Annotated in this window: 16 protein-coding genes; 1 reads left to right on the forward strand and 15 read right to left on the reverse strand. The window is 44.3% G+C overall.

Features of this window, described 5'->3' with window-relative positions; translation table 11 throughout:
* The first annotated feature begins 146 nt into the window (after window positions 1–146).
* The gene (locus tag Dia5BBH33_RS05145) at window positions 147–1,037 is read left to right on the forward strand and encodes a fumarylacetoacetate hydrolase family protein (RefSeq protein ID WP_143332520.1); all 891 of its coding nucleotides are present in this window, start codon (window positions 147–149) and stop codon (window positions 1,035–1,037) included.
* A 68-nt stretch (window positions 1,038–1,105) separates the two neighbouring features.
* Here Dia5BBH33_RS05145 and Dia5BBH33_RS05150 read toward each other — a convergent pair whose 3' ends face one another.
* From Dia5BBH33_RS05150 to Dia5BBH33_RS05220, 15 genes are all read right to left on the reverse strand, one after another.
* The gene (locus Dia5BBH33_RS05150) at window positions 1,106–2,299 is read right to left on the reverse strand and encodes an MFS transporter (RefSeq protein ID WP_232518118.1); all 1,194 of its coding nucleotides are present in this window, start codon (window positions 2,297–2,299) and stop codon (window positions 1,106–1,108) included.
* Between the two features lie 28 nt (window positions 2,300–2,327).
* On the reverse strand, window positions 2,328–3,023 hold the full coding sequence (locus tag Dia5BBH33_RS05155) for an alpha/beta hydrolase family protein (protein ID WP_231939214.1): 696 nt from the start codon (window positions 3,021–3,023) through the stop codon (window positions 2,328–2,330).
* A 25-nt stretch (window positions 3,024–3,048) separates the two neighbouring features.
* Entirely contained in the window at window positions 3,049–3,963 is a 915-nt protein-coding gene (locus tag Dia5BBH33_RS05160) for a lysophospholipid acyltransferase family protein (RefSeq protein WP_108850874.1), read from the reverse strand.
* Window positions 3,964–4,060: 97 nt separating this feature from the next.
* Window positions 4,061–5,128 (reverse strand): UDP-3-O-(3-hydroxymyristoyl)glucosamine N-acyltransferase, encoded by a 1,068-nt coding sequence (gene lpxD / locus Dia5BBH33_RS05165; RefSeq protein WP_370797234.1) that lies wholly within the window; start codon window positions 5,126–5,128, stop codon window positions 4,061–4,063.
* Window positions 5,094–5,546, reverse strand: coding sequence for an OmpH family outer membrane protein (locus Dia5BBH33_RS05170; RefSeq protein WP_022382064.1), 453 nt, complete (start codon window positions 5,544–5,546; stop codon window positions 5,094–5,096). Before Dia5BBH33_RS05170 ends, lpxD begins: the two co-directional genes overlap by 35 nt.
* An 11-nt stretch (window positions 5,547–5,557) precedes the next feature.
* The gene (locus Dia5BBH33_RS05175) at window positions 5,558–6,508 is read right to left on the reverse strand and encodes a hypothetical protein (RefSeq protein WP_108849694.1); all 951 of its coding nucleotides are present in this window, start codon (window positions 6,506–6,508) and stop codon (window positions 5,558–5,560) included.
* Between the two features lie 14 nt (window positions 6,509–6,522).
* Window positions 6,523–7,038, reverse strand: coding sequence for an OmpH family outer membrane protein (locus Dia5BBH33_RS05180; protein ID WP_108849693.1), 516 nt, complete (start codon window positions 7,036–7,038; stop codon window positions 6,523–6,525).
* A 175-nt stretch (window positions 7,039–7,213) separates the two neighbouring features.
* Window positions 7,214–9,214, reverse strand: coding sequence for a BamA/OMP85 family outer membrane protein (locus Dia5BBH33_RS05185; RefSeq protein WP_108849692.1), 2,001 nt, complete (start codon window positions 9,212–9,214; stop codon window positions 7,214–7,216).
* Window positions 9,215–9,360: 146 nt separating this feature from the next.
* A complete protein-coding gene (locus Dia5BBH33_RS05190) occupies window positions 9,361–13,746 on the reverse strand; it encodes a translocation/assembly module TamB domain-containing protein (protein ID WP_143332522.1) in 4,386 nt (1,461 codons plus the stop codon).
* A gap of 44 nt (window positions 13,747–13,790) precedes the next feature.
* A complete protein-coding gene (locus Dia5BBH33_RS05195; protein WP_108849690.1) occupies window positions 13,791–15,266 on the reverse strand; it encodes a TolC family protein in 1,476 nt (491 codons plus the stop codon).
* Between the two features lie 32 nt (window positions 15,267–15,298).
* Complete coding sequence (locus Dia5BBH33_RS05200) at window positions 15,299–16,459, reverse strand: MlaD family protein (RefSeq protein ID WP_231939213.1); 1,161 nt, start codon at window positions 16,457–16,459, stop codon at window positions 15,299–15,301.
* On the reverse strand, window positions 16,456–17,214 hold the full coding sequence (locus Dia5BBH33_RS05205) for an ABC transporter ATP-binding protein (protein ID WP_143332523.1): 759 nt from the start codon (window positions 17,212–17,214) through the stop codon (window positions 16,456–16,458). The genes Dia5BBH33_RS05200 and Dia5BBH33_RS05205 overlap by 4 nt, the downstream gene beginning before the upstream one ends.
* 7 nt (window positions 17,215–17,221) lie before the next feature.
* Entirely contained in the window at window positions 17,222–17,983 is a 762-nt protein-coding gene (locus Dia5BBH33_RS05210; protein ID WP_022382056.1) for an MlaE family ABC transporter permease, read from the reverse strand.
* Window positions 17,984–18,073: 90 nt separating this feature from the next.
* Window positions 18,074–20,008: a SpoIVB peptidase S55 domain-containing protein gene (locus Dia5BBH33_RS05215; RefSeq protein ID WP_174182946.1), complete on the reverse strand. Its 1,935-nt coding sequence runs from the start codon at window positions 20,006–20,008 to the stop codon at window positions 18,074–18,076.
* Window positions 20,009–20,030: 22 nt separating this feature from the next.
* Window positions 20,031–20,333, reverse strand: a complete 303-nt coding sequence (locus Dia5BBH33_RS05220; protein WP_143332524.1) for a hypothetical protein — start codon at window positions 20,331–20,333, stop codon at window positions 20,031–20,033.
* Between the last annotated feature and the right edge of the window lie 79 nt (window positions 20,334–20,412).

Consider the following 20,412-nt stretch of genomic DNA (forward strand, 5'->3'; position numbering starts at 1 on the left):
GTAGATTCATGCAATACCGATTTACACAAACTATTTTACACTCCCGGCAATACAGGAAAGATCCCTTAATTAACTCATAAACTATGATATAATACGATTAACAAAATTTATTATGGTCTAAAAGCTTCAGAAAGGTGCGTAATTTTATGCAGAGACTTGTTTCATACAATATTAACGGGCAGCGCCAGTGGGGTGTACTCACAGCAGATGGCAATTATATCTATTCAGCAGAAGACTTGGAGGAAACCTATTTCATCCCTCTCGGAGAGAGCATGGAATCTTTCATCGAATTCGGTGAAGAAGGCCTCCTGAATCTGGCAAAGGTTCTGGAAATTAACAGCAATGATAAAATGATAACCCCGATTCCTCTTAATACAGTTCAGCTTGAAGTCCCCTTCTATCCAAAACGCAATGTATTCTGCGTTGGCAAGAATTATAAGGCGCATATCAAGGAATTTGACCACGCTGAAGATCCACAGGCTCCTGGAAGGCCGATTTTCTTCACAAAAGCTGCCACATCAGTCATCGGCCCTGAGGAAGAGATCGATGCTCACACGGCTACAACCCACCAGCCCGACTATGAAGGTGAACTTGGCGTCATCATTGGAAAACGCGGAACTAATATCTCTGAAGAAGATGCCTTAAAATATGTCTATGGCTATACCATCATCAATGACGTGACGGCCAGAGATCTTCAGAAGTCCCATATGCAGTGGTTTAAAGGAAAGAGCCTGGACACGTTCTGCCCGATGGGTCCGACTGTCATGATTGGCGACTGGCCGGTACCGTTTACGATTCATACCAAAGTCAATGGAGAGCTTCGTCAGGAAGGAAATACACAGGATCTGATTTTCTCCATCCCAAGACTTATCGCTGAATTATCTGAAGGAATGACCCTCCTGCCAGGAGACGTTATCGCAACCGGCACTCCGCAGGGTGTAGGAATGGGTTTCAATCCGCCTAAATTCCTCAAAAAGGGAGACACCGTAGAAATAACAATCGACCCCATCGGAACCTTGAAAAACACTGTAAAATAAAGAAAAACTGATGCCAGAATCATTGAAATGGCATCAGTTTTTTATTTATGTAATTTTAGACCAATCACTTAATATTCGCCCTTTTTGATTCTTGAGAAGAATAACCTGAAGCCAAGCAGCAATTGTATGACTCCGGCGGCTATATATACCTCCCGGATGCTTCCGGTCATGGAGACAAAAGACGCCAGTATCGGTCCTATCATGTTCCCAAACTGCTGCGCCGTATTTGATAATCCAAAAACGCGTCCTCTAAATGACGAAGGTGTATATTTCACCAGTGCAGCGTTCAGGGAAGGATTAATCCCAATGACAAAACATCCCACCAGGAACTGACAAATACCGAATCCTATGATTGAACTTGGAATCGACTGTGCAATCGTAATCACCCCGGCAAAGGAGAGCGTAATGAACATGGCAGCATAGTATCCGCGGCTTTGGCCGAACTTGCCCCAAAGGGCTGTGGTCAAAGCACCTGCCAATCCGCTGCTGCTCATAATAAATCCTGAAACAAGCTCTACATTGCCGCTGTCCCCCATTAACTTTCTGACCCATAAAGAGGTGACAGGCTGTATCATCAGGATTGTTACCTGAAGCAGGAACAAAATTGCAAGCAATTCCCTTAAATGATCATTCTTCAATGCATATGATATGTCATCTTTTATCGATGTTTTCTCTCTGTCAGTACTTTCCTCTCCCTTTAAAGCAGGTTCATGGACAAAGAATATAACGGCCAGCGATACGATCCATAGAAATGCTGCCGAGACAAAAAAACTTCCTCTCATACCAATGAATTCTGACAAGGCACCGCCCAAAAGAGGACCGCAAATCCCCCCGATTACAAGAGCTGTCTGTGCAGCCCCTAAAGTTACGCCTATTTCAGATGACTGGACGCTGACAGAAATAATCGCCATTGCAGCTGCCACAAAACCATTGGCAAATCCCTGGAAAGCTCTTGCCGCCAGAAGATGATATTCATTTTGACATAAACCGCAGAAAAGATAAGAAAATCCGAGCAGGATGCCTGCACGAACCGCCATTTTCTTCTTGCCGCTTGTATCTGCTAATTTTCCCCAGATTGGACCCATGAGAGCTGCGACAAAAAAGCATGATGAAAATACCAGCCCTGTCCAAAGAGTCAGCTGCTCTTCCGGGACTCCCAGCTCGGAAAGGTATAGAGGAAGAAAAGGTATCACCATGGTATATCCTGCTGATACCAGAAACATACTAATAATTAATACAATTACGTTCCGTTTGAATTTCACTCTTTCCAAACTCCTCTAGAATTAAATTTTATTTTCTGGTGGACACCTCATCCATCCACGAAATTGCGTCATCCATCATATTGGTCGTCACGAAGTGGCCTAATAATGGATATGTAATTCTTTTTGATGTATGGTTTACCTGCATTAGATTCTCATAGAAATGCGCCTGCGCTCTTGGATCTATTGAGATATCGCTTTCTCCATTTGTCATTAAAATCGGAATGTCAGCCAGATGTTCCAGATTATTCACCGGCGATCTGGCATCAACCACATCTTCCAATACCCAGTTCCTGCCTACATTGACCCCGAATCTTGCCTGGATAAACAGATGAGTAAGCCCCCAGTCACCCGAACCATTGAAGGAAACGACTCCTCTTACCTTATCAGGATATTTACAGGCAATACCTAAAACAGTCATGCCTCCCATTGAATGTCCCATGATAAACGGAGCCATCTTCTCTTTGGCCGTAATAAATTCATAAAGGGAATTGTACTCTTCTATGTTATTGAAAATAGTATTCCAAAATACGGGATAGTCTTCTACAACATAATAATCTTCCAATGGATCCCTTTCGCCATGATGAAGAGCTTCCGGCAGGTACACCGTATATCCATTGACCGCCAGCAAAGCTGCGCGGGACATCTGTGCCAGAGCATTGCTGCTCCAGCCATGATAAAAGATAACGGGTCCTTTTCCTTCTCTTATAGGATGCACTACATACACGGGAATTTCCCCAATATATATCTTCTCAGACTTTAGCTGCATGATCATTTCCTTTTTTCAACTCTGGATAAAAACGATCTGTCCATTTCCAGCGATTATGGAGCCAGAACCATTCTTCCGGATACTTCCGTATCCATTCTTCCAGCCTTATATTGATCTTATCCGTCACATTCTGTATAGCTTCCTTCTTATCAAGTCCTGCGTCAGCCTCTATAGGATCCCCTATCACGATGGTATAGTGGAACGGTCCGTCCTTGTGAATAAGTGCAGTCATGACAGGAAGTTTGCAAAGAAGAGAGAAATGAGCGGGGCCGGTTGGCGTCAGCGTCTTCTGCCCCATAAAATCGGATAATATCCCTGTATCACCAGGATCCTGATCACATAAGAGGCCAATAAAGTAGCCCTGTTTCAGACGGCGGAGCATATCACGGACACCAGTCTTATACTCAACCGTCTGTCCCGGCATAGACCTGTACTCGCATAAGAACTGGTCGAAGCCCTTATTTTTTTGTTTCATTGCTACTGAAAGGAGCGGGTATCCGTAAAGGGCAAGTGCGGCCCCTTCAAGTTCCCAGTTTCCGCAGTGAGTAGCGGCCAGGATACAGCCTTTTTTGCTTTCTTTAATAGCATCAAGCTTTTCTTTCCCTTCAATCGTTACGTATTTCTTTATATTATCCTGATTGAGGAGCGGAAAGCGAAACATGGATACTCCAATATCGCCAAAACGTACGGCAGCCGCTTTGCTGATCCGGGACGCCTCTTTTTCATTATCTGTTATCCCGCATCGAATAATATTATTAATGGCCAGCTTCTTGCGCTTGGGAGGTACAAGCATCCAGAAGAAAGCTCCCAGATAATTCCCCATGCGCTGTGCATTTTTTTCAGAAAGGCTGCAGGATACGCGCCCAAGAAGCTTCATGAAATTATATGTCAGACTCATAATCATACACCCGCAAAAAATGGTAAAAATACAGGACTCTATATTTCCAATCCATAGAAATACGAGCCCTGTATCCACTGCAAAATATACTTAAATACTACTTTTTATCTTTCTGGGCTTCCAGCTGCTTTTCCAATTTTTTTACTTTTTTCATCAGTTCCGGCAGATGAGAAACCATGACTTCAACCCTGCCCCATTGAGCATGCGTTCTTGCAGGATAGCCCATATAAACGCCTGGTTCAGTAATATTTCCGATAACACCAGTCTTGCCGCCTAAAACGACATTATCTGTAATTTTTACATGACCATTGATTCCAGTCTGTCCTGCCAGGATGCAGTGATTTCCAATCGTGGTGCTTCCTGCAATTCCCGTCTGCGCAATGATAAAGCAGTCATTGCCGATTTGAACATTATGACCTACATGTACCAGATTGTCGATTTTAGTGCCGCTTCCGACAACAGTATCATTCATGGCACCATTATCGACAGCAGAACCTGCACCAATCTCGCAGTTATCACCAATCACAGCCCTGCCCAACTGGCGGATATGGGTATGATGTCCCCGTTCATCGGTTGAAAAGCCGAATCCCTGTCCTCCGACAACAGCATGCGCACGAAGTACGACATTATTTCCTAATATACTGTTTTCATGAACGACCGATCCCGGATTCAGTTCACAGCCATTTCCGATAACTGCATTTTTGCCGATATATGTATATGGATAAATCACCGTGTTGTCACCAATGACAGCGCCATCTTCAATGATACAGTACGCCATGATGCATACATTGCTGCCAATCTGAGCTTTCGGGCTAACAATAGCTGTCGCATGGATGCCCGGTTCAAAATGAGATTCCGGATGGAATAAATCAATCAACTGGCCGAACGAACGGCGGCAGTCCGGGACGACAATAAAATTTTTTGTGAAATGCTCCGGCAGTTCATCGACTAAAATAACGCCTGCATGCATCTCTTCAATATGCTCAGCATAAATTCCACGTGCAAAGGTAATGTGAGACGGTCCTGCACTTTCAGCGCTGCACACATCATCAATCACAAGAGAAGGATCCCCATGCAGAACTCCGCCTACGATCTCGGCCAATTCACCAGCTGTCTTTTTCATAGTCGCCTCACTTCGATGCAGATCCTGCTTTACTGGATCCATCCATCCTCTTTAAAACTTCATCAGTTATATCTACCGCACCAACAGGCACCGCTCTTTGATACATGACAATTCCGATGTTCTTTTCTTTAGCAATTGCACCACACTGCGCCTGAATGAGTGATTCCAGTTCCTTCTGCTTGCTCTGAACAAAAATCATGCGTTCCTGCTGGGCAGCTTGAACTTTCTTCTGCATTTCTTCATCAGAAAGCCCGGACTGCGCTTCCTGATTCAATCTGTTCTGGATTTCTGTATCTTTATCAGTAATCTGTTTCTGAATGTCTTTTACTTTTGGAGATTCATTCTCTATTTTCTGGTAATCGACAACTGCAACTTTACTCGAATTACCACAACCGGAAAATACAGCTGCACACGCAATCAAACCAACGCATGCCAGCTTTTTCCATGTAGAACCTATCATTCTGACTCCTCCTAGCCATTTTCATTTATGATTTTGCCTAAGATATCACTTGTTACATCTACAGCACTGACATTAGCCTTGTACTTAGAGAAGATCATTGTCAGGTTTTTCTCTGATGCAACCCGCCCGGCATCCTTCTGGATATCTGCCATAATCTCAGCCTTCACAGCAGCCATCTGCTTCTGCTTGGCATCGATTCTTGCATTCCATCCATTATTCCATTCTTCATTATTCGGCAAATTGGCAATCGCGGAATCCGATACACCATTGCTGTACTTCTCAGCCAGCTCTTTCTTTATTTCTGCTGCTGTGGACGCCGCATAAGATTCCAGCTGGCTTTCAGCAGCTTTTTTAGCATCCTGCATACGCTTTACCTCTTCAGGCGTCCACCCTGTCATATCATTCTTTTCGCGCTGAATTCTGGCATCGATCAATTCTTCGAGGCGTGCTTTTACTTTATCCTTTTCAGAACCTGAAACACCCAGAACGGTAAGCTTCATTTGCAAATTTGCCATCTCAGCCCGTTCTTCCGGAGTGAGCCCTTCAAACGAGGTTTCTCCTGATTTATTGTGAGCAGCACTGATTTCTGAATAAAGACCAGCAAGCCCTTTGTTCAGCTCATCTTCTTTCATCTTGACTTTCGTCTTGAGCTCATTCTCAGCCGCCAGCTGCACACTTTGATCCTGCATAGCCTGCTTAATTTTGGCTTGCTGCGCAGAGATTGCAATCAGACGTTTTCTTTCATTCTGATATTGATCCAGAAGATGATTGTATTCTGTTTCCAATTTGAAATATTCACTGTATTTAGGATGCGCTTTAACAAGTGTCTCTAAATCGGCCACTCCATACACTGGAGCCGGCGGCGGAGCCTCTTCCTTTTTTAAACTACACCCAGCCATAATCAGCGAAACCATGACTATTATTATGGCAGCAGCAGAACCCAAACAGTTTCTATTCTTCATTTTATGTATTCCAGTTATTTACTAGCGGAAGCGGCAGATGACTGGGCAGCCGTAACTGACTGATTCAATGCATCTGTTACTTCCTTAGTGATATCAGTACCGCCGTAAAGGACTGCGGATTTATCAACGACCAGGGATAATCCCTTTTGGGAAGCCACAGACTTGACTGCGCTTGTAACCTGGTCTTCCATATCCTTTTCGATGGATGTTCTCTTCTGATTGAACTGCTGCTGCATGTCATTAAAAAGTTTTTCCTTTTCAGCATCGCTCATGCCTGCAGATTTCGCATCAAAGTCCTTCTGCATTTCATCAGCTGTGGATTTGAGTTTCTGCTGATAGTCCATTGCCAAAGTACCATTGCTGGAAATGACTTCCCTCTGATCAACGACACCGATATCAGAGGTAGGAGCTGCATTTGCAGTATCCCCCATGGATACGACTGCCATGGCAGCAACCGAAGCAATAAACACTCCCGCTAAAGCAAATGAAAAAATCTTTACATTTTTCTTATTACCAAGAGTTGTCATCATAATAAAATTACTCTCCTTCATTGATCATGGAATCACAGTCCCCTACGGCCTATGATTCCATAATTATATTTTCGACTAAAACCGTATCATGCCAGAACCATTTCCCGGCATGATGCATTTATAAAATCAGTATTCAAACAGGACTTAAGCCGCTGAATAACAGCTCCCCTTTTCCTTAGAACTGTGTACCAAAGCTGAAGTTGAATTTGTTTCTATCACCATGACCATAATCCAGTCTGATCGGTCCGATCGGAGTCTGGAGTCTGATACCGACACCGACAGACCAGTTAAGAGAGTCGTCATCTGTGTACCACGGTATCTTTCCTTCATCAATTCCCCAGGTGCTTCCTGCATCAGTGAACAGGACGCCCTGAACCTTTTTAGCGATCGGGAAACGATATTCAAGGGTAGCTGCATACATTTTCTTGCCCTTGAACTGATCATCTTCATAACCGCGCAGTGTATCCGATCCGCCCAAATCAAACAGGTTTCCGTAAGATACGTCGCCGTCAATATAACCGCCCATCAAACGGAGAGCTAAGATATGGCCGTTTCCAAGAGCTTTGTAGAAACGTCCTTCTGCTGTAAATTTATAGAAATCATAATCGCCGCCAAGGCCATGGCCGCCCCACTGTGCTGCGAACGAAATTCTGCGGCCCTTGCTGGCATTGAAGTAATTGTCTCGGTTATCAAATACATGGGTGAAGGTAAAGCTGTTCGTGGTTCCAAAGTTATCCATGATAGCTTTGTACCAGTCAGAATCATGATAATCAGTTATATTGTTCTTAGCCAGATATTTGTCCATAACTTCTCCAGTTTCGAAGCCGTCATGATCATCATAAGATTCTTTGGAACTTTCGAAATTGAAGTAGTTCGTTCTGTATTCGTCGGAAACATGACCCCATGTCAAATTCCAGCCTTTTCTGCGTTTATCATATTCTGCTACTTTGTCCCCGTTGGCATCATAGTCATCGTATTCATAAATACGGTTGAATATGGATGCACCCAGAGAGTCTCCGTTATCATTGATCCAGGGTCTGGTATAGGAAAGAGTATAGTTCTTGCCATCGCCTGCACCGCCGAATTCCCAATGCAGATTGACCTTATCGCCAGTACCTCTGAAATTGGTATCGCCCAGTTCAATAATACCTACTGTGCCATCAGCATCAGAATAACCGGCACCTACAGTTACGATACCTGTTTTCTGTTCAATGACATCGATTTCAATGATGACATCATGTTCATTGGTCTTTCCCGGGAGCAGCTTCATATTAACGTCTTCGAAATAACCTAAGTTATACAGACGTTCCATACTTCTGCTTGCCAGGAATTTATTGAAAGGCTTGCCCTTCTTTAATTTCAATTCTCTTGTAATAACGTAATTCTTGGTCTTCTCGTTTCCGACAATAACGATGTCTTCAACAATGCCTTCGGATATATCGATATGAAGTGTCCCGTCTGCAGATACCTGTACGTTCGGGATAGACACGAGCATGTATCCCTGCTTCAGATACAGATCTTCAATTTCCCTCAGCTTCTGGTTTACGAGCACGAAGTTCAAAACGCTGTCTTTCGGAATCTGCATAATGGATTTCAGATAATCACTGGTAAATACAGTGTTGCCTGAAAATTCTACATTTTTGACGACTGGATTGGAAACCAGCTGATATGTCAGTTTAACACCTTCCGGAACGCTGACGAAAACCGGTCTGATCTGAGAGAAAACACCAATGCTCCCTAAGGATGCCACATCATTTCGGATTCCCTCAACGGTAACAGTGGATCCCGGTTTGCTTTGAATCAAAGGAGCAAGTTTTGCCTTCACTTCTTCCGGGATTCCTTCAAAATCAACAGAAGTAATTGTTTTGCCGACCTGGGCCTCAATAGCAGAATCATCATTAGAGGAAAGATACAGCGATGCATCCCCGACAGCTACAGTTTGCTGAGACTGCTGAACCATAACGGCAGGTTCTTCATTAGCCGCCTTATCCGTTTTATCAGTGATTTCTCCAACCTTGCCTGTTGCCTGTCCGCTTTTTACATCAATCATTGAGCTCTGGGACATTCCATTCTGGCTGCCTGCGATGCCCGGAGCCTGCGCATAAGCGGATGCGCCTGTCAAAGAAAACATTAGCGCAGAAAGGATGACCGCCTTTTTGTGTTTTGTTGTAATCATAAAATCCTCCTCTTTTATTTTTAATGATTTTTTCTGTTGATTTCAAATGAACTGACAGTTATTTACTGCTATTTGCTGCAAGGCAGACTGCCTCCCATACTTTCATTAATACCCCAAACTGATTCCTATGAAGCGGAGCTGTCATACTAGAATTTAAAGCTCCAGTCAGTTCCAATATAACTGTCATGGTTACTATTATACCACGATGAAAGCCCTATACGCGAATTGAGATCATAATGGAATCCTACGCTCTTTTCATCATTGTTGACACCCATCGTAGCAGTAAGCATAAAGTCGTTAAATATATACTTCCCGATCTTTATGTAATAGTAATTATCGTTGTTATCGTTGATACTATCATAATAATCAGTCAGGCTCGAGGTAATGCTGATAAGGTCAAGGCCTATCTTATCCTGCAGGAAATCCTGCACTCCGTTTCCGAAGATCATTGTCAGCCCTGCATTGAACAGTGCGCCTTCCATGGCACCGCTGCTGTCCTTGTCCGGATTCTGATGCAGAGTCAGAAGCATCAGGATTTGTGAATCCGACAGATACGGATCACTGTGGAATACGGTAGTCATTTCCGTTGCCGGTCCTTCGAGTTCAGCTGTTATATTATAATGACCGACTTTAGTAACTGCATTTGCACGAATGACAGGAATCAGAGATCCGGGCTCACCGCCCCAGATAGCACTGGCCTGATCTGCTCTGAAGTCAGTCGTATTGATCCTTACATCACCTTTTTCCACATTGACACGCCCTGTCACAACCGGTGCTTTGACCGGACCCATGACACTGACGTTTCCTCTAATCAGCATATCGTACAGGAGACTATTGTAAAGCCTTACATTATCGCCGACACTGACATCAACTTTTGTCAGCATATTCATCGTCGTACTGCCTGAACTTCCCAATAAAGCAAATGGAACATCTATAACGGCATCATGGATATTTAAGTTTCCGCTGATGCCCATCTGGCCGAACACTTCGCCCAGCGTAAAGTCACCATCAAGGGCTCCCTTGTAATACGTCGATTTTATAGAAGGCGTGTGAATATGTGCTTCTCCGCTGTATCCTGTAATAGCCGCATTATTCCAGTTTACGCTGCCTTTGGCACTTGCCTGTCCGCCGCCAAATACAGCACTCATATCAGCATCTGCCGTCTTGCCATTAAAGGCAAGATTCAAGTTGAACGGGCTGATAGGTTCGGACATTGTTGCCAGCGTAAACGATCCATCCTTTATAGTGACGCCGCCAAAGATCATTGGGTCATTATACGCTCCGGTTACTTTCAGATGGCCCTTGATCGGTCCATTTGCTGAAGTAACGGCTTTAGAGAACAATGCCAGTATATTCATATCTGCATGGTCAAGATTGATATCCAGATCAATCGGAACATCCGAAACGACCGGGAGGCCAAACATTGCCCCGGGGATCGTACCTTTCATGCTTGCCTTGTACGCATCTCTGGTAATAAGTGCATTCTGCAGTATAAATACATTGTCGCTCATATTGGCCATAAGCGAGAAATCATCGAATGAGATATCACCATAGCTTGGATGATCGACGCCGATGGAAATATCAGCAACAGGCTTGGTCTTATTTCCTGACAGATAAACACCTGCTGTCAGTGTCCCGCCTATTTTAACGTCTTTCTTATTAAGCACTGAAGGAATCCAGGATACATCCATATCGCGGGCGGCAAACTTGATATCCAGATCACCCTGGCTGTTCATTCCCCCCTGGGCAGCAAGCACGCCGTTTCCAACAGGAATATTCATTTTTCTTATGGACAGTGCTTTATTCATATAGGAGAAGTCTATTACCCCATCACCTACACTTGTCGCACCCAGATGGCCTCCGAGAATATTGGCTTTGAAATCCACACTCGGATTGTCTAACGTACCGCTGATACGCATACCGCCTTCTACAGGAATATCAACAGCATCCGAGGTCACTTTGAGCATACGCAGGATTTCTTTTGCATTCCAGTTGTCAAATTTCAACGTTCCGTCAATCGAACTGTTTTCTACGTTGTAATTCCCTTTCCAAGTGAAACTGCCGCCCTGCTGCCTGAACGAGCCTTCATCCAAAGTCACGACATGATCCCTGTAGTGGACGCCTGTGGAAACCACTCTGACGACGCTTCCTCCTACATGGATTTCACGGCTTGCTGCCGTTCCGTCGAACTGCGGATTATCCATCGTGCCCTTCACTCTGCTTAAGAGCGATACCTTGCCTGTAATTCCACTCTGCGGCAGCATTCTTTCAATACTGATATCATTAAAGGACGTCTGAAGATCAAGACCATCCGGCCTTACTACGCCATTGACCATAGCTGTGCCGTCATAGATATAAGCCAGGCCGTTAGAAAGTTTGAGGCCTGAAGAATCATAGTCATATCCTGCGGAGATACTCTGGAAGAGTTCCCCCTTGATGGATCCATCCCAGGCCAGGAAATTCCCCTTTACAACAGGGTGATCGACATCTCCGGAAACAGACATATCGTTTTCTATCCAGCCTGTAACCGGGTAATCGAGCTGGGCCAGCCTGAGCAGATCTTCTATACGGCTCTTTTCCGTTTTGATGCTTAAATTCAAATTATGCGGTTCTGCAATGCCTATAGTACCCTTGACCGTATGATTCTCGCTGTCACCTGTCCATTTTGCATCAGAGATGGTCAGTGTCTTCTCATCCGCAGTAAGCCTTCCCTTCAGTGTATTGAATGCAGCTCCTTTGATTGCTCCATCAGATGCATTGAATATAACATCGGCCTGAGGCTGCTGAGGAGTACCATGAATATCTGCAGTCAATGAAGCTGTGCCGCTGACAGGGATACCTGCTAATCCGGGAAACTGTCCCATATCAATATTTCCTGCTTCAGCCTTGATATTCATTCCCTGATCAGAATAAACGCCGGAAGCAGTAAATGCACCATTTCCCATGGTTCCCGTCACATAGGAGATATTCGTAACGCCATTAGTACTTTCTGCATTGCCGGAAAGCGTATCTACATGGACGCCCTTAGCAGACATATCTCTGGCATAGCCGGTAAAATTCCAATTTCCGCTGTCATAACTTCCAAATCCGGACACATTGCCGGCTGAATAATCAGTGTACGAAAGACCTTCCCCTTTTCCTACAAAAGATCCTTTATTTAAAGAGAAAGCGCCGTCTTTATAGTTTCCGGCAGCTTCAACACTGCCATTCAATATTCCGGAAGCTCCAATATCAGCAGGAATATTTCCAAGGGACAAATCAGTAACTACAGCCTCTCCGTTAAATGCACCAGAGGTAAGATCATATCTGCCGTCCCCGGTAATTTCCCCTGCACTTGTTTTTGCTTCCAGAGAAGGAATGATAATCCCGTCGTCCCCATAGATAAACTTAGCTTTGGCCAAATAGATATCCATATCCTGATATCCGCCGTTTTTCAAAACGACGTCGCCGGACACATATGGATTTTTCAGAGTACCCGATACAAGCATGCTTCCTGTCAATGCCCCGCGGATCTGCTCGTCCGGCAGGACCTTTTCGATTTCAAATCCATGGAAATTCAGATTACTTTGAAGCATGATCTCCGGCAGATTCCAGTTAATTCTGGCATCGCCAGAAATATTTTGTCCATTGATCTTTGCTGAAACATCAGAAAAGGATGCTTCTCCATCATAAATATCAAAAAAAGCTGCTCCATCAGCCAGAATGTAGTTTTCATAGCTCAGAGCAGCATTATTAAAATGGCCTTTTACGTGGTAAGCCACAGCGCCATCACTTCTCCAAATCTTTGCACTCGTCGCTTCTCCTGTACCATTTTTTAATTCTATTTTCTTGCTTAAGTCAGGAAATTGATTCAATAAAGGCTGCAGTGACTTCAGTGAAATGCTGTCAGCTTTCAAATCTACTTCCAGATTATTCTCATCAGTATACTTAAGCGTTCCATTAAAAGGATTATCAATAAATGTTCCGTTGAAAGATCCATGGATTTTCTGATCTTTATTCCAATCAAAATTTCCCTTTAAATCATTGAAGACATAGCGATCGGAATTAGCGGTATTTACGGCAATGGTTCCGTTTTTGATTGTCACTTTTCCTGTAAATGTCCCGCTGTTGGTGTCATCAGACGGCTTAAGAATATCCTGAATGTTCCAGGAATTATCTTGCCCCTGACGAAGATCGATTTCAGGATCTTCAACAGTTACACTTTTAACAAGGGATGCAACGCCGGAATCATGTACCAGGTAATCATACAGAGAAGATACTGTCCATCCAATCGTCAAATAGGACGACTTTAATACAGTATCCCCGTTATTATCTTTCAATTCCAGACCGGCGAATTGAAGATTATAACCCGGATCGAGATCCAGCTGCTCCCAGGATATGGTGCCATTTACTCTGGCTCCAATCTTTTCGTGCAGCACAGGATCCAAGTTCTGTACAATTATTGGCCGTATTAGTAAGTAGACGAAACAGATTGCCACAAAGATGAATGCGGCAATTCCGTTCAGCCACCACTTGATTCTGCTTTTATTCAAAGTCTGCTCCCTACCAGTTCATATATTTTGAAAATTTTCGTGTATTATTTATTTTCGCTGCCTGCAGCAAACTCTGGATGGATAACAGCAGGAATTCCCATTGCATTTTCCAAAGTTGCCAGACCGATATTGTAGTTGTACAAAGCGCTGATATAGTTTGTACGAGCTGTACTCAGCTGCAGTTCTGCATCCAGTACATCAAGGTTCGTACCAACGCCGCTGCTGTATCTTACCGCAGCAATCTTGTAAGCTTCTTCAGCTTCAGCAACGGAAGCTTCGGTCGCACGGATCTGCTCTTTAGCAGCCAGAATATTCAGATAATCCTGTCTTACTTCAAGTTCGACGCTTTCTCTGGACTGCAGAAGCTGCTCCTGCGCAACCTTAACTCCTGCTTCTGCCTTCTTGATAGCAGCCTGAGTTGCACCGCCGTCCCAGATCGGCCAGCTTACGGAGCCGCCAATGCTCCATCCTTTATTGGCAAATCCCGGGAAATCAGAATCTTTCCAATTATATCCGCTGTTTACTGCTACAGTCGGCATATAACCGGCCTTGGCACTTCTCAGATTCTCATTAGCTACTCTTACCTGATAATCTGCTTCAACCAGTTCCCATCTGTATTTCTGCGCCATGAGAATTGCCTGATCCATCGTAATGTCGAATTCAGGTTCCGGGAAATCCTTATCCAAAGCATTGATCTTTGTATTCATTGGAATACGCATAATATTATTCAGATTTGCTTCAGCAACATCTCTTGTATTATCCGCTGCAATACTTGCCTGTTTTGCATTTGCCAGAGATACATTGGAGGTCAATACGTCAAGCTTTGCAACAACGCCTGCATCAAACTGCTGCTGTACGTTGGTCAGATGGCTCTGGTAATCGCTGACTGATTCATGCTGTACTTCTGCCTTCTTGATAGCTTCCAGATAATTGTAATATGCCTTGACTGCAGAAAGTTTTGTTGCAGCTTCAGTCCTGTAAACTTCAAGGTCAGAAATATTTTTTGCATATCTTGCAGAGTCAATGGCACTTTCAACAGCTCCTCCCGTCCAAATCGGCCAGGAAACAGTCAGTCCATTTCCAAAACTATTGCCAATTGCATCCTCACCTACTGACTTAGCTCTGCCAGCACTCCAAGTGTCCGACAAAGATGGATTCTTTTTTGCTGCTGCTGCACTGACATCCGCTTCAGCTTCTCTTCTCTGCAGTTCAGCGATAGTAATATCACGGTTGTTCTGGATTGCGAGTGTCACCGCACCGCGAAGATCTATATCCAAAGTAGAGGATTTAGGAGCTGCCGTCTCAGCAATGGAATCTCCCAAATTCTTCTGAAGAAGCATATTGTTGAAATTAACATTATTTTCTGAATTTACCTGATTCATCTGCGCTGCAATAGCTTTTTCTGTAATCGCAGGATCGGTTGTCAATCTTGTAGGAGCAGCCTTTGCTTCTGCATTTGCTCCGACAGAAAGCGCAAGCAGAACTGATGTAAGTAACACATGGTAGGTAAATTTATTCATATATTTCCATCCCTTCTAAGACTCATTTTTTATCAGTAGTTATATCCAAGTCCTAAATATTCTCCTCCTCCGGTTTTGCTATGAGGAAGGATGGACTGGCCGATGACGAAAACGTTATCGCCTAAGTCATAAGTCCCGCGTATACGAAGAGCCAGGTCGTTCGGATCGAATAGATCGGCGGAGAATTTCCATTTTTTCTTTTCATAATCTGCACCAATACCGAGTTTATTGCGGATTATTCCCGCATGTACTCCATAAATCCCCTTCATTCTTCCAAACATGGCATCATAGACAGGATCATTCCCAACAGATTCTATCCCAAACAGGCCATAAGAATCTTTGCCTGCTTTCAGGAAAATGTTTGGCGAGAAATCGTCTTTCTTAGTATTATATAACAATTCCCCGGAAACAGACATACCTAAATCTGCATTTCCATTCATTATATTATTAATTTTACCAGATATGTTCTTTGCATTTTCAGATATTTTCCTGGCATTTTCTGATGTAACTACCAGATTATCCATGATTGCCCTGGCATCAGCAGCCGCTTTTCCGTCTCCATTGAACTGCTTGAGCATGGAGTTGATCTGGCCCGTAATTTCCTGAATTTCCGAAGCGGTCTGTATGCCCTGGGATGTCAAAATGGCAAGATTCTGGGAAATGGCGTCGAAATTACTGATGCTGTTCTTTACATTTCTCTGCGCATTAGGATCTGCAACAATTTCATTGATGCCGTTCAGCATCATCTGCGCTGAATTAATGAGCTTATCCATTTTATCCATTGCCTGGTCAATTCCCGGGCTGGCAACACCTTCTACGGTCATACCGTTCTGGAGATATCCGCGGTCCTGATGGCCTCCGGAAACCTTGATGAATCTTCCGCCCATGACACTGCTGGTTTGAATGGTAAACTCAGCATCCTTAGGAATCTTGGCATCATTATAGAAGCGCAGCGATAATACCGCTTCGCCGTTTTTAACTGCAATGTTGTCGACCATGCCGACTTCTACGCCAGCATAATGGATCGGGTTTCCTTTTTCGATGCCTTCCGCTTCTTTAAAATAACCTGTTACAAGAAAACCGCTTCTGCCAAAAATAACCAGAGTGCTTAAATGGACAATGATTATTGTAAACAAAATGATTCCTGCGAGCGAAAAAGCCCCTACTTTCGCTTCAGTTGTCCACTTCATCATTCATCCCCCTCTTTCTCTATATCCGGCGAAGACGGCAATCCATTCATGAATTGTTTTATTCTCGGATCTTTTGACTGGTAAAGCGCAGAAGGTTTTCCGATTTCAAGGAAAGATCCTTCATAAAGAAACGCCATCCGGTCAGCTATAAGCTCCGCTGATTTTAAATCATGTGTTACTACAACACTTGTAACATGCAGCTTTTCCTGCATATTCTTTATCAATAAACTTATATCCGTTGAACGGATGGGATCAAGGCCTGCTGTCGGTTCGTCATACAGGATGATTTCCGGTTCAAGGACGATAGCTCTTGCCAGCCCTATACGTTTCTTCATGCCCCCGGACAAGTTTGACGGCATCAGTTCTTCTGTTCCATCAAGTCCCACCAGATGAAGTTTTTCCTTGACCGCCTGATCAATCTCAGGCTCTGACAGTTTTGTATGCATCCTCAGCCCAAATGCAATGTTTTCCTTGACATTCATGGAGTCAAACAGTGCTGAATACTGGAAAACCATGCCCATATGTTTCCGCTGTTCATTGAGCTCTGTTTCAGGCATCCTTGTTATATCTCTGCCATCGATCAATATCTTGCCTGATGTTGGCTTCAAAAGCCCTATCATCATCTTAAGGAGCGTAGATTTTCCTGAGCCGGAGGCCCCCAGGATAACCATCGTTTCTCCCTTATTGATCTGCAAATTTACATTTTTCAGAATTCTTCTGTCGCCGAAAGTCTGCTCGACATTAATAATATCAATCATATGCGCCTCAGAACAGTATAGATGAAAGAATATAATTTGCAGCAAAGAGCATAATTATGGAATAAACGACGGACTGCGTCGTTGCTTTGCCGACGCCTTCTGCGCCGGCAGTACAGGTCATCCCACGGTCGCATCCGACCAGTGCGACAATCATTCCAAATATGATGGATTTTATAACACCGATATATAAATCAGACGGGACGCAGAATACACGAATCGAGTGCATAAAGACATAGGAAGACACGCCGTGTGAAAGGGATGCTACAATCATTCCGCCGCCGACACCGATTACAACGCCAAAAACATTCAGTATGGGAAGCATTGCCATACATGCGACAAGCCTGGGAACGACAAGGTAGCCGATCGGGCTTACGGCCATGCACCTCAGGGCATCGATCTGCTCAGTAACGCGCATTGTGCCGATTTCCGCAGTAATTGCAGCACCGACTCTACCGGCAAGCACAACACCGCAAAGGACCGGGCCTAATTCACGGCCTATGCCGATGGCGACAATAGCTCCGACAGTAAAATCAGCCCCATATTTCGTAAGCTCCCCTGCAATCTGTACCGAAAGTACCATGCCCGTAAATAAAAGTGTCAGTGCAACAATCGGAAATGACAAAACACCGAGGGACAGGCACTGCTTAAACGTTTCCCTGCTCCTGATCGTGCCTATTTCCTTTACCGCCGCAATCAATAAAAGGATAATGGCCCCTAATTGGTGAAATATACTGATCGTTTGTCTTCCCAAAGATTCAATAAATGCCATATGGAGCCCCCTTCAAAAATCTATATTTCCCCCCAGCATTTTATGCCGTGGGATAAGTGATTATTCTATAACTGCGGTTTACATAATCCATCAGGCTTTGTCCTTGCCTGCACTCTTATCGGAACCAGGTTCTGAAGTCTTGTCTGATGCTTTTTTCTCAGATGTCTGCAGCGCACTGCTGTCCATCTTCTCAAAGCCTTTTTCCTTTGAATTCTTGATAAGGACTTTCAGCTTACGGTCCCTGTCTTCAGGCGTAGTTACTTTGAAAGTAAACTGTCCGTCGCCATATATAACATAATCTGTCAGCACAGAGCTCTTGGCGGTCTCCTTGCTCATATCGCCATGATCTGCGCTGTTTCCTTTTCTGCCCTTCAGGTAATCAGGAACATCCGAATCATCCCGGTCAGTAATTTCTGCCTTGGTTTTCGAAGACGATGTCTTGTTATTAATCGTGCTGACAGAAGGATCCAGAATTTCAGCGACGATCTGGTTATTCTGATCTTCTTTCTGCAGTTTATCGAAAAGGTCGTTGAAATCTTTATACACACGCACGCGGTCAAGGACTTCATCCGTCAGATTATACTGCTGCTGCTGCAGAAGATACGGAAGCGGAATCACGCCGCCTCCCCGTATTTCAAGAATCATCTCCCCAAGCGGCTGATCAGCAGGAACGGTAAATGACATCTCTTTATAGAAAACCTCTCCCCTGTATGGCTGGAGCCTGACACGGATATAAATCGTATCACCGGGACTGACAACCATCGGGTAAGCAGATGCATCTAAAAGCTGCGCAGTTTTTCTTTCGGAGGTCACCTTCATGTCTACATTGATATCTCTAAGTTCATACTTTTCAAACCGGTTCTGCTCAAGAAGCTTGACTACATTATAAATTTCATCAACACTCTTCCCTGCGGCCTCATTAGACGACCAGAACATGTTGCTTCTTGTAAAAGCCTTTTTATTCAAGTCTTTAGGAAACAATGTATAGTTTACAGTAACGGTTCCCTGCCCTTTTCTGTCCATTGTCCTGCTTATGGCATTATAGGCAGACGTTGCAGTCAGCGCAGGAAGCATGGATTCATTCTGGATCATGCGTACATTAAAGTCCGTGCTCCTGTTGAGATCCAGATCAAGAACATTAGCATGAAGACGCACGGAATCCGGAGTGATGCCGCTGACGCCGCTGATCCCTGCACCGCGGTCCTGATTGACTACGCCGATTTCAGCCCCCACGGATCCCAGTTTGAACGGAATATTCTGGCTTGGCACGATGGTGAGTATGTATGCATTGTGCATGAAGTAGCCGGAACTGCCCTTATCAAGAAACGGATGTCCGAATGCGATCATGTGATTTCCATCTACATAGGTTACCGTCCCTACAGCGCCCAGCCTTAAATCGCCTGTGACTAAAGTTGCAGCGACAGAACCGCCGGCTTCCAGAGGATAAGGTGCATCATCATTTTGAACAGAGACAGAGGAATACGGCACCATATTGAATTCCTTCATTTTTTTTGCAAGAAATTCCATTCCGCTTCCAGTATATCCTTCTGCCATAAGCGGCGTATCCAAAGCCACAAAACCATTCGTATCCGGATGGTCACTAGTGTTTTGATCCGTGTCATTAATGGTCCACAGGCGGATAATATCAGAAATCGGTGTAACCATTCCTATCCGGCCGTTAGACTGCGGAAAACCATATGATATGGCACCTAAAAGTTTGCCGTTTATATAAACAGGACTTCCGCTCATTCCCTGAGCAATCCCGTTAGTCTTGTCAATGACAGGCCCTGAAACCTTCACTAATACTAAATCTCCGCCTGAAGCTCCTTTATGCTTGAGTATGCCCAGAACTTCCACATCGAAGGTATCAATTTGTCTTCCGTGAACAACAGTCTTAGCATATCCGTGCATTCCTTCCTGCACGTCTGAAACCGGCAGAAATTCCTGTGCTGCATAAGCCTGACCCATGCCGGAAAGTGCCAGAAGCACTGCCAGCGCGAGATTTTTCAGTTTATTTTTCAGCATCGCTTATCATTTTCCCTTATCATTAATTCTTATTGGTATCGATAACAGCAACTGCCTGCTGTTTATCAATTCTCTGTCCTTTGACTACCAGGACTTTCTGCACAACACCATCAGCATCCGCCCTTGCAGCCGGAACCGGTCCGACAAGCGAGTCGACCGTTACTATAACCTGTCCTTCCTTGACAACGGCATTTTCTTCCACAACAGAGGTTACAACGCCGCTTAAGACAGATCTCTGTGGAACTTGTTCTGCAAAAACAGCAGGACAAGCTGCGCCTGCGAAAATCAGCATAGAAAGGATTCCCGCCTTTTTATTTAATTTCATGATTGCTCACCCTTCTTATCAGAATGCTTTCATTATCAATTATATGTATTATTCTTTTTATTTTACCATCTTTTATCGT

It is taken from the genome of Dialister hominis, assembly GCF_007164725.1.
In the GTDB taxonomy this organism is placed as follows: domain Bacteria; phylum Bacillota; class Negativicutes; order Veillonellales; family Dialisteraceae; genus Dialister; species Dialister hominis.

What these genes read in the sequence shown, in the direction of transcription:
- Dia5BBH33_RS05145 (WP_143332520.1), top strand. Translation starts at nt 147, where the DNA reads ATGCAGAGACTTGTTTCATACAATATTAACGGGCAGCGCCAGTGGGGT.
- Dia5BBH33_RS05160 (WP_108850874.1), bottom strand. Translation starts at nt 3,963, where the DNA reads ATGAGTCTGACATATAATTTCATGAAGCTTCTTGGGCGCGTATCCTGC.
- lpxD (WP_370797234.1), bottom strand. Translation starts at nt 5,128, where the DNA reads ATGGATCCAGTAAAGCAGGATCTGCATCGAAGTGAGGCGACTATGAAA.
- Dia5BBH33_RS05170 (WP_022382064.1), bottom strand. Translation starts at nt 5,546, where the DNA reads ATGATAGGTTCTACATGGAAAAAGCTGGCATGCGTTGGTTTGATTGCG.
- Dia5BBH33_RS05175 (WP_108849694.1), bottom strand. Translation starts at nt 6,508, where the DNA reads ATGAAGAATAGAAACTGTTTGGGTTCTGCTGCTGCCATAATAATAGTC.
- Dia5BBH33_RS05180 (WP_108849693.1), bottom strand. Translation starts at nt 7,038, where the DNA reads ATGATGACAACTCTTGGTAATAAGAAAAATGTAAAGATTTTTTCATTT.
- Dia5BBH33_RS05185 (WP_108849692.1), bottom strand. Translation starts at nt 9,214, where the DNA reads ATGATTACAACAAAACACAAAAAGGCGGTCATCCTTTCTGCGCTAATG.
- Dia5BBH33_RS05195 (WP_108849690.1), bottom strand. Translation starts at nt 15,266, where the DNA reads ATGAATAAATTTACCTACCATGTGTTACTTACATCAGTTCTGCTTGCG.
- Dia5BBH33_RS05200 (WP_231939213.1), bottom strand. Translation starts at nt 16,459, where the DNA reads ATGATGAAGTGGACAACTGAAGCGAAAGTAGGGGCTTTTTCGCTCGCA.
- Dia5BBH33_RS05205 (WP_143332523.1), bottom strand. Translation starts at nt 17,214, where the DNA reads ATGATTGATATTATTAATGTCGAGCAGACTTTCGGCGACAGAAGAATT.
- Dia5BBH33_RS05210 (WP_022382056.1), bottom strand. Translation starts at nt 17,983, where the DNA reads ATGGCATTTATTGAATCTTTGGGAAGACAAACGATCAGTATATTTCAC.
- Dia5BBH33_RS05215 (WP_174182946.1), bottom strand. Translation starts at nt 20,008, where the DNA reads ATGCTGAAAAATAAACTGAAAAATCTCGCGCTGGCAGTGCTTCTGGCA.
- Dia5BBH33_RS05220 (WP_143332524.1), bottom strand. Translation starts at nt 20,333, where the DNA reads ATGAAATTAAATAAAAAGGCGGGAATCCTTTCTATGCTGATTTTCGCA.